Here is a 14,140-nt window from a genome sequence, read left to right on the forward strand (position 1 = left end):
TTATTTGTTATGCGTGGCCGATATCACTTGAGAGCTGCGAGACGTCAATACCAAGCATTTGTACCGCTTTCTGCCAGCGTTCATTGATTGGTGTATCGAACATCACGTTTGGATCCGCTTCTACGGTTAACCAAGAGTTTTCAGAGAGCTCGATTTCTAGCTGACCTGCTTCCCAACCTGAATAACCTAAAGCGACGATATAGTGGTTTGGCTCAGCCTCTGTCCCAAGTACGCCAAGAATATCTTTAGAGGTGGTGACAGAGATGTTATCCGTCATCTTGATGCTTGATTCATATTCATCTTTAGGCTGATGAAGAATGAAACCGCGATCTTCAGAGACAGGGCCGCCGTTAAGCACTGGCTTGTCTAAACTCTCGGTCACAAGTTTCGGGTGAGAGGGCTCTACATCGACTCGTTCCAACATTTTACCTATGGTGATATCGATTGGAGCATTAATCATTAAACCCATCGCGCCATCTTCATTGTGCTCGCACACATAGATAACACTGCGCTGGAAGTAGGGGTCTTTCATCCCCGGCATTGCCACTAAAAAATGGTTGGTTAAATTCATAAAGACTCCCACTTACAAAAGAAGGGCAACCAATAGCGTTGCCCAAATATGATTAGGCCTTTAAGCGGCGCTCAATGGCATCCATTAGCTTGCCTGTAATTGACACATCGAATGCAGCCTCGATTTCACGAATACATGTTGGGCTTGTTACATTGATTTCTGTCAGCTTGTCACCAATAACGTCGAGACCAACAAAGATCAGTCCTTTTTCTTTAAGTGTAGGCGCTACAGCCTCAGCGATCTTTTTATCTGTCTCACTAAGTGGTCGAGCTTCACCTGTGCCACCTGCCGCTAAGTTACCGCGAGTTTCACCTTTGGCTGGAATTCGCGCTAAGCAGTAAGGCATTGGTTCGCCGTCAACGACAAGAATACGCTTGTCGCCGTTGCTGATATCAGGAACGAAAGTCTGTGCCATTGCGTAGTTTTGACCATGATTGGTCAAGGTTTCAATGATCACCGAAACGTTAGGATCGTTCTCTTTAACGCGGAAGATCGAAGCGCCACCCATGCCATCAAGAGGTTTTAGGATCACATCACCGTGCTCTTCACGGAAAGCTTTAATCTTATCTGCTTTACGCGTCACAATCGTGGTCGGAGTGAGCTCAGGGAACCAAGCCGTGAATAGCTTTTCATTACAGTCACGTAGGCTTTGCGGTTTGTTGACGATCAATGTGCCTTGCTCTTCAGCGCGCTCTAGAATGTATGTCGCGTAGATGTACTCAGTATCAAACGGAGGATCTTTACGCATCAAAACGGCATCTAACTCAGACAGTTCAATAGTTTGCTCCGACTTGAACTCATACCAACCGTTTGGATCTTCTTTAAGTTCAACAACTTTGGTATCTGCAATAGCTACACCTTGATCTAGATGTAGGTCGTGCATTTCCATGTAGTGAATTTCGTAGCCGCGGCGCTGCGCTTCAAGCATCATGGCAAAGCTAGAGTCTTTTTTGATGTTAATGGACGAGATTGGGTCCATTACGATACCTAATTTGATCATGTATTTTCTCCGTTTAACCAAGATCGCCGAAACGAACTTGCAAGGCTGTAATTGCAGTGAGAGCCGCTGTTTCTGTACGTAATACGCGTGGGCCAAGCAGCGTCTCTTCAAATTTGTATTCTTCAGTCATGCCGATTTCTTCTACGGATAGCCCGCCTTCAGGGCCAATCAACAGACGCACTTTTTCAACTGGTGCGGGTAGGGTATTGATTGAGTATTTTGCGCGAGGATGAAGATTGAGTTTCAAGCCGTCATACTTTTCAGCACACCACTCTTCAAGCGGCATAATTGGGCGAATTTCAGGTACGGTGTTACGTCCGCATTGCTCGCAAGCACTAATAGCAATTTTTTGCCATTGAGCGAGCTTTTTTTCAAAACGCTTTTGATCAAGCTTAACGCCACAACGTTCTGATATGAGGGGAGTAATGGTGTTTACACCCAGCTCAACCGATTTTTGAATGGTGAACTCCATTTTGTCACCACGTGAAATGACTTGACCAAGGTGTAGGTCGAGCGGTGATTCAGAGCTACGTTCGATACGCTCCGTGACGTCGACTTCTACTGATTTCTTCGACACATTCGCAATGGTTGCTGGAAACTCAGCCCCACTACCATCAAACAGTAAAATATCTTGTCCTTCCTTCATGCGCAGCACGCGACCGATATGGCCAGCAGCGTCATCACTGAGCATCAAAGAGCCTAACTGAGAAATGGCTTCTGGGTGGTAAATTCGTGGGATTCGCATGGTGTCTCGATTTCCAGCAAGAGATTTGAAGTTCTCTCTAACATGGATGCTTTAGGTTTAAAAAACAAGGGTTAGAAAGAGTTTCCAATAAATTACCAGAAACTCTTTTGAGCTAATTTATAACGCTGGCAAGCTTGATACACAAATGGGTTGTGATTACCTTGAACCTTGAAGATACGTTGTTCACGCTCGCATTCCCAAAGGTCGACGGGGAATTGCTTGTTCCATGCGTTCATTAACTGTGTTTGCTGCTTAGAGAGGCGAAAGCCATACTCTTGGCTCATGTACAGATAAGTACGGGCAATGGAACCTTTAGCGCGATCCGGTGGCATCACCTTACGCTGCTTAAAGTTGACCTGCATCTCACAGCGACCATAGCTTACGCCATCGACACCATTCCACTGACTGAAGTTATAGTTAGAACGGTCTCCGTTAACTTCACCAATCGCAGGAGTCAGGTTGTGTAAATCAGCTTCCATCATACGGAAGGCTTTATCATTCTTAGTGCAGTTCTTACGTCCACCATTTTGCCAGCATTGACGTTGGTGACCAAACTGCCAAGCCGGAACAACATGTTCCCATTCAATGCGTGACGCTCGTTTTTGCTGTTTACGAACCTGATAACCACATGACTCTAAGTCAGGAACTCCTTTGCGACCTTGCCATGAAATATTGCAGCCGCAATAAAAACTGGTTGGATGGTCAGCGTATATCTTTACTGCTTCTTTTTTGGCCTTAGAGAAAGATGAAGGGGGCGCTGAATGTACAACAGCAGTGCACAACAAGCCGATAGCAGATAACCACAGAGATTTGTTCATGATTAAGTGTTAGAAAAGTAGTAATAACTGCAGTTTAACACGCAAATCTAGCTATAAATTAATGACGCTCTACTTAATTATGACAGTTGCTTGCCGGTAAAGTTGAGTGGTTGCTGGCACTGCTGGCAGCGATAACTTGCTTGATTACGTAATACTTTATTATGGCGACGAATGGATAACGGATAAGTGCTACAGCCACAGTCGTACTCAAAGGTTTTCCCTTGCACTGATGTTGTTTCGAAGCTGTGGGTGGTGCGGGCTGGCACGTTAAATACTGATTCCATGACCCCTTGCCACTCTTTACCATGTGGTCGAACGCGGCCATAGACTTGGTAGGTAATCAGATGAGCAACTTCATGAGGAATAACTTCCGCTAAAAATGCCTGCTGATTCTCTGTGAACAAAACTGGGTTGAGGCGAATCTCATTCAGTTGCAAGTAGGCTTTACCCGCCGCTTTGCCGCGTAGATTGAAGCTCAATTGCGGGAGAGGAAATGAGCGCTTAAATGTATGTGAGGCGATCTGGATGCAGTCAGCCATGACCTTTTTTGCTCGGTATTCAAGTTCCAAGTCCAACGCACACTCCAAATAAAACGCCTCTATAATTAGAGGCGAATCATATACTGGTTCAGCGTAGAGCGCGACTTATGGGTGATGCTTTTTCTTGATCGTTTCGTGATAAGCGTGCCAAGTACCATAACCAAGAATTGGCATGGTAAACAGCATTCCGATTCCATAGGTCGCAAAGCCGACGAGAATACCGCCACAAATGAGTGCTGCCCAGACAATCATGGCTGGTATATTCGATTTCACTGCATTAAAGCTTGAGAAAACTGCAGTCATCATATCAACGCGACGTTCCATCATTAATGGAATGGAAAACGCTGAGATACTGAATACGACACATGCTAGAACGAAACCGACCAGTGAACCTATGACTAAGAAAGGCATAAATTCTGTTAGCGGCGCACCTTGGACGGATGGATATAGAGCGTGTAGAAGTGCTGCTATTCTCATCCAGAAGATCATACATACCGCTAGCAACACGGCAAATGCCCATTGGGAAGTGGAGTTACGGCCAATTGCTTTCATTGAGTGAAGTAGGCTCGCGTGGTGGCCTTTTTCTCTTTCCCAGCTCGCATCATAAAGACCAAGTGCCAAGAAAGGACCAATAAGCATATAGACAACGAGACTTGGCATCACGACTAAGTGAGTGCCCTGCCATTGGACAAGTAAAACAATACCTATCGCGGCGGCCATAAAGCACAAACCGTAAAAGGCGCTGATAAGTGGCATACGGACAAAGTCATGCAGACCGAGCGACAACCAGTGGAACGGGGCAGAAATACTGACCTGATTACACGGAATCGTGCGGGCGTATTCTGAGTCTTTGACTTCTTTGTTCTTGTCATCGAAGTCGTGTGGATTCACCGTACGAGGCATACATCCTCCTTGATCGATTCTCTACCTACACTGTGCTCTTGAGCGACAGTGAACGAAACTCGATGCCCGGCTTGGCGACCTCTAATAATGTAAGCGGCGCATCAGTTAAACAGTTTACGAAGCAAAGTCGTTATGCGATTTGTTCGTTAACATATTTTTAACTATTGACCGCATGGCAAAAAAATACAAATTTCTTGATGTTTTTTTGCGCATAAAAAAAGAACGTCTGGTAATCCAGACGTTCTTAATATTTTTATAGTGTAATCAAAGATTACTTCAGACCAGCGAACTCGCGCAGTAGAGCGGCTTTATCTGTCGCTTCCCATGGGAACTCTTCGCGACCGAAGTGGCCGTATGCCGCAGTTTTCTTGTAGATAGGCTGAAGCAGGTTCAGCATCTCTTGCAGGCCGTATGGGCGAAGGTCGAAGTTTTGACGAACTGCTTCAACAATAACGTCTTGCGATACTTTTTCAGTACCGAAGGTTTCAACCATGATAGACGTTGGATCTGCAACACCGATCGCGTAAGAAAGTTGGATTTCACAACGATCCGCTAGACCAGCAGCAACGATGTTTTTCGCAACGTAGCGTGCTGCGTATGCTGCAGAACGGTCAACTTTTGATGGATCTTTACCAGAGAAAGCACCACCACCGTGACGAGCCGCACCGCCGTAGGTATCAACGATGATCTTACGACCAGTTAGACCACAGTCACCCATAGGACCACCGATTACAAAACGACCGGTTGGGTTGATGAAGAAGTTTGTCTCTTTGTTGATCCACTCAGAAGGCAGTACAGGTTTGATGATCTCTTCCATAACTGCTTCACGTAGGTCAGGAGTCGAGATTGAATCACAGTGCTGGGTAGAAAGAACAACTGCATCAATACCAACGATCTTACCTTGGTCGTACTGGAAAGTTACCTGAGATTTAGCGTCAGGGCGTAACCATGGCAGTGTACCGTTTTTACGTACTTCAGCTTGCTTCTGAACAAGAAGGTGAGAGTAAGTAATCGGAGCTGGCATTAGGATGTCAGTTTCGTTGGTTGCGTAACCGAACATGATACCTTGGTCACCAGCGCCTTGCTCTTTAGGGTCAGCTTTATCAACGCCTTGGTTGATGTCTGGTGATTGCTTACCGATTGTGTTTAGAACCGCACAAGAGTCAGCATCGAAACCCATGTCAGAGTGAACGTAACCAATTTCACGAACCGTCTGGCGAGTTAGCTCTTCAATATCAACCCATGCTGAAGTTGTGATTTCACCACCAACCATCACCATGCCGGTTTTTACGTAAGTTTCACAAGCAACACGTGCTTTTGGGTCTTGCTCTAGAATCGCATCAAGGACTGCATCAGAAATTTGGTCTGCAATTTTATCTGGATGACCTTCTGAAACAGACTCAGAAGTAAACAGGTGCTTAGCCATGTGAGCTCCACTTTAAATTTTTAGAGAGCGCTCCGTTATCAAAAGGGGAGCACTAATAAATAATACTGATATCTGTAGGTGTATCTACATCTAGACGTCTATTTTAGTTTTGAATGCTCGGATTACAAGCTCTTTTTTGTTATTTACTAAAACCAAACGTTTGCGTTAATCGGTCGAAATATTAGTAACTTTTATCGATTTGTTGCGAAAGCGAGGAAATTTGTGAGCTTTTGTCTTGGAAAACGATTGCAGTGCTGGTGGTGCTTTGAGAGAATTATCGCTCATTTTATATTTGATTCGCTTAATGCATTCAGGAGCTGACATGTCTTCTCGTCAACATCTCGCTAACGCAATTCGTGCTCTAAGCATGGATGGAGTTCAACAAGCTAACTCTGGTCACCCAGGTGCACCTATGGGTATGGCTGATATCGCTGAAGTTCTTTGGCGTTCTCACCTAAACCACAACCCTTCAAACCCTGAGTGGGCTGACCGCGACCGTTTCGTTCTTTCAAACGGCCACGGCTCTATGCTGATTTACTCTTTGCTACACCTTTCTGGTTATGAGCTATCAATTGACGATTTGAAAAACTTCCGTCAGCTACACTCTAAGACTCCAGGTCACCCAGAGTATGGTTATGCACCAGGTGTTGAAACTACAACGGGTCCTCTAGGTCAAGGTATCACTAACGCTGTTGGTATGGCGCTAGCTGAGAAGACACTTGCAGCACAGTTCAACAAAGAAGGCCACGACATCGTTGACCACTTCACTTATGCATTCATGGGTGACGGCTGTCTGATGGAAGGTATCTCGCACGAAGCATGTTCTCTAGCAGGTACGCTAGGTCTTGGTAAGCTTATCGCGTTCTGGGATGACAACGGCATTTCTATCGACGGTGAAGTAGAAGGTTGGTTCTCTGACGACACACCTAAGCGTTTTGAAGCGTACGGCTGGCACGTAATCCCTGCAGTAGATGGTCACGATCCAGAAGCGATCAATGCCGCTATTGTTGCAGCGAAAGCTGACCCACGCCCAACTCTAATCTGTACTAAGACTATCATCGGTTTTGGTTCTCCAAACAAATCAGGTTCACACGACTGTCACGGTGCTCCACTAGGTGCTGAAGAAATCGCAGCAACTCGCAAAGAACTTGGTTGGGAACATGGTCCATTTGAAATCCCAGCAGACATCTATGCAGAGTGGGATGCGAAAGAAGCAGGCGCAGCTAAGGAAGCAGCGTGGAACGCTAAGTTTGATACATACGCAGCAGCTTACCCAGCTGAAGCGGCTGAGCTCAAACGTCGCCTAAACGGTGAACTACCTGCCGAGTGGGAAGAGAAAGCCAATGCAATTATTGCTGATCTTCAAGCTAACCCTGCCAACATTGCATCACGTAAAGCGTCGCAAAACGCACTAGAAGCGTTCGGTGCTATGCTCCCTGAATTCTTAGGTGGCTCTGCTGACCTTGCACCTTCTAACCTAACTATGTGGTCTGGTTCTAAGTCGGTTTCTGCTGAAGATGCAGCGGGTAACTACATCCACTACGGTGTACGTGAATTCGGTATGACAGCGATCATGAACGGTATTGCACTACACGGTGGTTTCGTACCATACGGTGCAACTTTCCTAATGTTCATGGAATACGCGCGTAACGCGATGCGTATGGCTGCGCTGATGAAAGTTCAGAACATCCAAGTTTACACGCACGACTCTATTGGTCTTGGCGAAGATGGCCCAACTCACCAACCAGTTGAGCAAATGGCATCGCTACGTCTAACGCCAAACATGAGCACATGGCGTCCATGTGACCAAGTGGAATCTGCAGTAGCTTGGAAACTGGCTATCGAGCGTAAAGACGGTCCAACGTCTCTAATCTTCTCTCGTCAAAACCTTGCACAGCAAGAGCGTAACGAAGAGCAAGTTGCAAACATCGCTCGCGGTGGTTACATCCTGAAAGATTGTGCAGGCAAGCCAGAGCTAATCCTTATCGCTACAGGTTCTGAAGTTGAGCTAGCAGTAGAAGCAGCAGCGCAACTAACGGCTGAAGGTAAGAAGGTACGTGTAGTATCTATGCCTGCTACTGACGCATTCGACAAGCAAGACGCTGAGTACCGTGAATCTGTACTTCCATCTGACGTTACAGCTCGTATCGCTGTAGAAGCTGGCATCGCTGACTTCTGGTACAAGTACGTTGGCTTCGACGGTCGTATCATCGGTATGACAACATTTGGTGAATCTGCACCAGCAGGTGAGCTATTCAAGATGTTCGGTTTCACTACAGAAAACGTAGTAAACACAGCAAAAGAGCTACTAGCATAAGATTTGCTGAAGTCATGAAGTAGAAAACCGAGCCTAGTGGCTCGGTTTTTTTATGCGTTCAATCTGAGGTCAAGTAGCGACTACTCAAACTCGTTACCCCAGTTATCCTTCTCTTTGTGGCCGCAGACTTTACACGTGACATATCTGTCCATGTCATAGTAGTGACCGCCATTAATAAAGGCATGAGCCATCAGTTTGACTCTACCTAACAAAGAAGTGTCCGTGTCGTAGCTGCTGGTCTTTCTTACAAGCACTTCACTATGGGGTGTTTCTTGTTCGCACTGTTTACAAAAGTGAGTGGCTGGGTACCCAGACATAGTCATTTCCTTTGGTTGATGAAACTAGATAAGAAACAGCCATAAGGAAAACAATCTCACACAGCGACTATCTATATTGCTGGCTTATTAATCAAGTTCTACAGTTTCAATTGTTCGGCACACATCACTAACTTAATGCGCTTTGGCCTACTATCGGGTAGTATTTGTGACACGAAAATGATGTAGGGCGATGGAGTTATGCTGAAAGTTGCGATCAACGGGTTTGGACGTATTGGCCGTAATGTTTTGCGAGCGGTATATGAAAGTGGCAAAAACCAACAAATAAAGGTAGTGGCGGTGAATGAACTGGCGCAACCGGATGCGATGGCCCATCTACTTCAATATGATACTAGTCATGGTCGTTTTGGTAGAAAAGTGACCAACGATCAAGAGCACATCTATATCCACCATGATACTCCTCATCAAGGCACTGGTGAGTTTGATTCCATCCGTATCCTTCATCTTAATGATATTGAGCTACTGCCTTGGCGTGATCTCGAAGTGGATTTAGTTCTCGACTGCACAGGTGTATTTGGCACCCAAGCGGATGGTCAAGAGCATATCAAAGCAGGAGCCAAGAAAGTCCTGTTCTCGCATCCTGGTGCCAGCGACCTTGATAACACCATCATCTATGGTGTTAACCACGAAACGCTCAAAGCGGAACACAATGTGGTTTCTAATGGCTCTTGTACCACCAACTGTATTGTGCCGATCATTAAAGCACTTGATGACGCGTTTGAAATCGAATCCGGCACTATCACTACCATTCACTCTTCAATGAACGACCAGCAAGTCATAGACGCTTACCATTCGGACCTAAGACGTACCCGAGCAGCGAGCCAGTCGATCATTCCTGTGGACACCAAGTTGCATAAAGGTATTGAAAGAATCTTCCCGAAATTTTCCAACAAGTTTGAAGCGATTTCTGTAAGAGTTCCGACGGTAAACGTCACAGCAATGGATTTAAGTGTCACAATTAATACAAATGTGAAAGTTAATGACGTAAATCAAACCATTGTTAACGCATCTCAGTGTACATTACAGGGCATTGTTGACTATACTGAAGCGCCGCTCGTTTCGATCGACTTTAATCATGATCCCCATAGCGCGATTGTCGATGGTACACAGACACGAGTGAGTAATGGGCACTTAGTAAAAATGCTCGTTTGGTGCGATAACGAATGGGGCTTTGCGAACCGTATGTTGGATACAGCGCTCGCAATGCAGAGTGCGAAATAACCACTCTTTTAATGGAGAATATTTATTTTAACCCTTGAAATAAATATTGAGCATCTCCACTATACCAACAGCGTTTGAAGAATTAATAGGTCTGGCAGGGTTGCCGGGCTACTGAAAACTTTACTTATTGAAAATTTGAGAGGACACATCATGTCTGTAATCAAGATGACTGACCTGGATCTAGCAGGTAAACGTGTATTTATCCGTGCGGACCTAAACGTACCAGTAAAAGAAGGCAAAGTGACTTCTGATGCACGTATTCTAGCATCTCTACCAACAATCAAGCACTGTCTAGAAGCAGGCGCGAAAGTTATGGTTACTTCTCACCTAGGTCGTCCGACTGAAGGTGAATACGCAGAAGAGTTCTCTCTACAACCCGTTGTTAACTACCTAAACGACGCACTAGATTGCGAAGTTAAGCTAGCAAAAGACTACCTAGAAGGCCTAGAGCTAAACACTGGTGAGCTAGTTGTTCTTGAGAACGTTCGCTTCAATAAAGGCGAAAAGAAGAATGAAGAAGAGCTATCTAAGAAATACGCTGCCCTATGTGACATCTTTGTAATGGATGCATTCGGTACTGCTCACCGTGCACAAGCATCTACTCACGGTGTTGGCATGAATGCACCTGTAGCGTGTGCTGGTCCTCTACTTGCTGCTGAACTGGAAGCACTAGGTAAAGCAATGGACAACCCAGAGCGTCCACTTGTTGCTATCGTTGGTGGTTCTAAAGTTTCTACTAAGCTAACAGTTCTAGAATCTCTATCTAAAGTTGCTGACCAACTTGTTGTTGGTGGTGGTATCGCAAACACGTTCATCGCAGCTGATGGCCACAACGTAGGTAAGTCTCTATACGAAGCAGACCTAGTTGAAACAGCTCAAAAGCTAATGAAAGAGTGTTCTATCCCAGTAGCGACTGACGTTGCATGTGCGAAAGCATTCGATGAAAACGCAGAAGCTGAAATCAAGCACGTTTCAGAAGTAGCTGACGACGACATGATCTTCGACCTAGGTCCAGAGTCAACAGCGGCTCTAGCTGAAATCATCGGCAACGCAAAAACTATCCTTTGGAACGGTCCTGTAGGCGTATTTGAATTCAAGAACTTCGAAGCAGGTACTAAAGGTATCTCTGAAGCAATCGCTCAGTCTGCAGGTTTCTCTGTAGCAGGTGGTGGTGACACGCTAGCGGCTATCGACAAGTTCGGTATTAAAGCTGACGTTTCTTACATCTCTACGGGTGGCGGTGCATTCCTTGAATTCGTTGAAGGTAAAGTACTACCAGCAGTTGCGATGCTTGAAGAGCGCGCTAAGTAATTAAGTGAAAGCGGGGGAGTTAATCTCCCGCTTTCTTGTTTGCTGCACATCACACTTTTTTGCTAGAATAGCGCGAGTTGTGAGCAAACGTTTGCAAGAATTTAAACTTAACAAGTTTTATTTTTAAAACGACAGATAAATAGGATTAAATCCATGTCTAAGATCTTCGATTTCGTAAAACCAGGTGTTATCTCTGGCGACGACGTACAGAAAGTTTTTGAAGTTGCTAAGGAAAACAACTTCGCTCTACCTGCAGTAAACGTAGTAGGTACTGACTCTGTAAACGCAGTACTAGAAGCAGCTGCTAAAGTTAAAGCTCCAGTTGTTGTTCAGTTCTCTAACGGCGGTGCAGCTTTCTTCGCTGGTAAAGGCGTTAAACTTGAAGGTCAAGGTGCTCAAATCCTTGGTGCTGTAGCGGGTGCTAAATACGTTCACGCTGTAGCTGAAGCTTACGGTGTGCCAGTAATCCTACACACTGACCACGCTGCTAAGAAACTTCTTCCTTGGATCGACGGTCTACTAGACGCAGGTGAAGAGTTCTTCGCTCAAACTGGTAAGCCTCTATTCTCTTCTCACATGCTAGACCTTTCTGAAGAGTCTCTAGAAGAGAACATCGAAACATGTGCTAAGTACCTAGAGCGCATGGCTAAAATGAACATGACAATCGAGATCGAACTTGGTTGTACTGGTGGTGAAGAAGACGGCGTAGATAACTCTCACATGGACGCATCTGAGCTATACACTTCTCCAGAAGACGTTGCATACGCTTACGAGAAACTAAACGCTGTTTCACACCGTTTCACTATCGCAGCTTCTTTCGGTAACGTACACGGTGTATACAAGCCAGGTAACGTTGTACTAACTCCAACTATCCTACGTGACTCTCAAGCATACTGTGCAGAGAAGTTCGGTATTGCACCTAACGCTCTAAACTTCGTATTCCACGGTGGTTCTGGTTCTACTGAAGCAGAGATCCAAGAATCTATCGGCTACGGTGTTATCAAAATGAACATCGATACTGATACACAGTGGGCAACTTGGGATGGTATCCGTCAGTACGAAGCGGACAACCGTGATTACCTACAAGGCCAAATCGGTAACCCAACTGGCGAAGATGCGCCAAACAAGAAGTACTACGATCCACGCGTATGGCTACGTGCTGGTCAAGCTTCTATGGTTGCTCGTCTTGAGAAAGCATTCGCTGACCTGAACGCAGTAGACGTACTATAATTCGTCCTTACTAAGTTAAATGAAAAACCGCTCACCTTGAGCGGTTTTTTTATGTCTGTCATTCAGCTCAGCTATTCGCTAGTGAAATGAAAGTGATGGCGAAATCGAGATTTGTTGCGTAACCTGTAATGTGCCGATATCAGAGAATTCTGATAAGTTTTTGTTTTTGCTCTCTTTGCAAAAACATAACTTTGAGATTAGTCAAAAATGAGATATCGTGCCAAAAAGCTGACATTGCTTCAGTGAATGTATAGGGATGTTGTTTCTGATTGGTAATTAAAAGCAGTTTGGTTCATAGAATCATTTTATTGAGAGGATAGAAATTATGGCGGGTGAATCAGCAGGGATTGAAACTCCTTTGGTTGATGGTTTAAGTCATGCCGAGCAGTGGTTGACTAACAATTCCGATCTTTTAGTACAGTATGGCGTGAATATTATTTCCGCAGTTCTGATCCTATTTATCGGTAACATTATCGTGAAAGCGGTAGCTAACAGTGTCGCTAAGGTACTGAACAAGAAAAAAATGGATAAGGCCGTCGTCGAATTTATCCATGGTCTAGTTCGTTACCTTCTATTTGTTATTGTGCTGATCGCAGCACTGGGCCGCTTAGGTGTGCAAACCGCGTCTGTGGTTGCTGTTATCGGTGCGGCTGGCTTAGCAGTAGGTTTAGCTCTACAGGGCTCACTTTCTAACTTTGCTGCTGGTGTGCTTATTGTTGCTTTCCGTCCATTTAAGTCAGGTGACTACGTGGAAATTGGCGGTGTGGCAGGCTCGGTAGATTCAATCCAGATTTTCCAAACCGTGTTAACTACGCCAGACAACAAAATGGTCGTAGTGCCGAATGGTAGTGTAATTGGTAGCCCAATCACTAACTACTCACGTCATGAAACACGCCGAATTGATCTGATGATTGGTGTTTCGTACAGCGCAGATCTACAGAAGACCAAAGAGCTACTGACAAAGATTTGTGAATCAGATGAGCGCATTCTTAAAGAGCCTGGTGTACAGGTTGGCGTGCATACACTAGCTGACTCTTCAGTTAACTTTGTCGTGCGTCCTTGGGTTAAAACTGCCGACTACTGGAATGTCTACTTCGATTTGATGCAAGCGATCAAAGAAGGCTTAGATAAAGAAGGTATCGAGATTCCATTCCCACAAATGGATGTTCATATGAACAAAGTGGACGCATAATCTCTAAGCGTAGATTGAACAAAGCGAGGCAAACTGCCTCGCTTTTTACATTTCTAGCACTTTATTTTCTAGCGAGCTTAAGACGGTTTTTAGTTGGTTGGCTGGGATGCCAAAGGTCACCTCTGGTTTACCCGGTGTATATAAGATTTCATTGTGTTGATACAGTTTGCTATCGACAATAATTTCTACTTCAGTAGGCAGACCGAAAGGGCACACCGCTCCCGGTACGCAACCAATCTGCTCAATCATTTCCTCATTACTGACTATCGAAGGTCGCTTCCCGGTTAGGGCTTTAATCCCCTTAGTGTCTAAGCGGCTATCTTTGTCGGTGAGAAGCAACACATAGCCAGAGCCTTTTAGCTTGAGAAATAGGCTTTTACTATGAGTGCCCGTCCAACCTAATTGCTCTGCTACCTTCTCGTCGGTGGCAAAATCTAATATAGGTTCGTGTTGCCACTCTTGATAATCAACATTTAACTGCTCTAACAGCTGTTTGTTGAACTGATAAATAGCATCCAGCTTGTTCATACAT

Annotated in this window: 14 protein-coding genes; 5 read left to right on the forward strand and 9 right to left on the reverse strand. The window is 45.2% G+C overall.

The window, feature by feature from the left end:
- Nucleotides 1-7 precede the first annotated feature (7 nt).
- From AC5O63_RS15065 to metK, 7 genes are all read right to left on the reverse strand, one after another.
- Nucleotides 8-571, reverse strand: coding sequence for a YqgE/AlgH family protein (locus AC5O63_RS15065; protein ID WP_004742520.1), 564 nt, complete (start codon nucleotides 569-571; stop codon nucleotides 8-10).
- Between the two features lie 52 nt (nucleotides 572-623).
- Nucleotides 624-1,571 (reverse strand): glutathione synthase, encoded by a 948-nt coding sequence (gene gshB, locus AC5O63_RS15070; RefSeq protein WP_069667652.1) that lies wholly within the window; start codon nucleotides 1,569-1,571, stop codon nucleotides 624-626.
- 13 nt (nucleotides 1,572-1,584) lie between these two features.
- Nucleotides 1,585-2,316, reverse strand: a complete 732-nt coding sequence (gene rsmE / locus AC5O63_RS15075) for a 16S rRNA (uracil(1498)-N(3))-methyltransferase (protein WP_494505483.1) — start codon at nucleotides 2,314-2,316, stop codon at nucleotides 1,585-1,587.
- 92 nt (nucleotides 2,317-2,408) lie between these two features.
- Complete coding sequence (locus AC5O63_RS15080) at nucleotides 2,409-3,134, reverse strand: endonuclease (protein ID WP_494505484.1); 726 nt, start codon at nucleotides 3,132-3,134, stop codon at nucleotides 2,409-2,411.
- Between the two features lie 77 nt (nucleotides 3,135-3,211).
- A complete protein-coding gene (locus AC5O63_RS15085; protein WP_494505485.1) occupies nucleotides 3,212-3,709 on the reverse strand; it encodes a SprT family zinc-dependent metalloprotease in 498 nt (165 codons plus the stop codon).
- 69 nt (nucleotides 3,710-3,778) lie between these two features.
- Nucleotides 3,779-4,576, reverse strand: a complete 798-nt coding sequence (locus AC5O63_RS15090) for a DUF2189 domain-containing protein (RefSeq protein WP_171326131.1) — start codon at nucleotides 4,574-4,576, stop codon at nucleotides 3,779-3,781.
- 271 nt (nucleotides 4,577-4,847) lie between these two features.
- Entirely contained in the window at nucleotides 4,848-6,002 is a 1,155-nt protein-coding gene (gene metK / locus AC5O63_RS15095) for a methionine adenosyltransferase (protein ID WP_069667647.1), read from the reverse strand.
- 322 nt (nucleotides 6,003-6,324) lie between these two features.
- On the opposite strand from metK, the gene tkt reads away from it, so the two are divergent.
- Nucleotides 6,325-8,319, forward strand: coding sequence for a transketolase (gene tkt, locus AC5O63_RS15100; protein ID WP_494505486.1), 1,995 nt, complete (start codon nucleotides 6,325-6,327; stop codon nucleotides 8,317-8,319).
- An 80-nt stretch (nucleotides 8,320-8,399) separates the two neighbouring features.
- On the opposite strand, the gene AC5O63_RS15105 is transcribed toward tkt, so the two are convergent.
- A complete protein-coding gene (locus tag AC5O63_RS15105; RefSeq protein WP_171382726.1) occupies nucleotides 8,400-8,636 on the reverse strand; it encodes a hypothetical protein in 237 nt (78 codons plus the stop codon).
- Nucleotides 8,637-8,834: 198 nt separating this feature from the next.
- On the opposite strand from AC5O63_RS15105, the gene epd reads away from it, so the two are divergent.
- The 4 genes from epd (at nucleotide 8,835) to mscS (ending at nucleotide 13,608) form a co-directional block, all read left to right on the forward strand.
- Complete coding sequence (epd, locus tag AC5O63_RS15110; RefSeq protein WP_171324795.1) at nucleotides 8,835-9,875, forward strand: erythrose-4-phosphate dehydrogenase; 1,041 nt, start codon at nucleotides 8,835-8,837, stop codon at nucleotides 9,873-9,875.
- A 150-nt stretch (nucleotides 9,876-10,025) separates the two neighbouring features.
- The gene (locus tag AC5O63_RS15115; protein ID WP_171324792.1) at nucleotides 10,026-11,186 is read left to right on the forward strand and encodes a phosphoglycerate kinase; all 1,161 of its coding nucleotides are present in this window, start codon (nucleotides 10,026-10,028) and stop codon (nucleotides 11,184-11,186) included.
- Nucleotides 11,187-11,339: 153 nt separating this feature from the next.
- Nucleotides 11,340-12,416 carry a class II fructose-bisphosphate aldolase gene (gene fbaA, locus AC5O63_RS15120; protein WP_239854243.1) on the forward strand — a complete coding sequence of 359 codons (1,077 nt, stop codon included), beginning with the start codon at nucleotides 11,340-11,342 and terminating at the stop codon, nucleotides 12,414-12,416.
- 325 nt (nucleotides 12,417-12,741) lie between these two features.
- Entirely contained in the window at nucleotides 12,742-13,608 is an 867-nt protein-coding gene (gene mscS, locus AC5O63_RS15125) for a small-conductance mechanosensitive channel MscS (protein WP_272786227.1), read from the forward strand.
- A 45-nt stretch (nucleotides 13,609-13,653) separates the two neighbouring features.
- On the opposite strand, the gene AC5O63_RS15130 is transcribed toward mscS, so the two are convergent.
- Nucleotides 13,654-14,136 (reverse strand): YbaK/EbsC family protein, encoded by a 483-nt coding sequence (locus AC5O63_RS15130; RefSeq protein ID WP_494505487.1) that lies wholly within the window; start codon nucleotides 14,134-14,136, stop codon nucleotides 13,654-13,656.
- Between the last annotated feature and the right edge of the window lie 4 nt (nucleotides 14,137-14,140).

The sequence above is a fragment of the Vibrio sp. SCP2 genome, assembly GCF_059295395.1.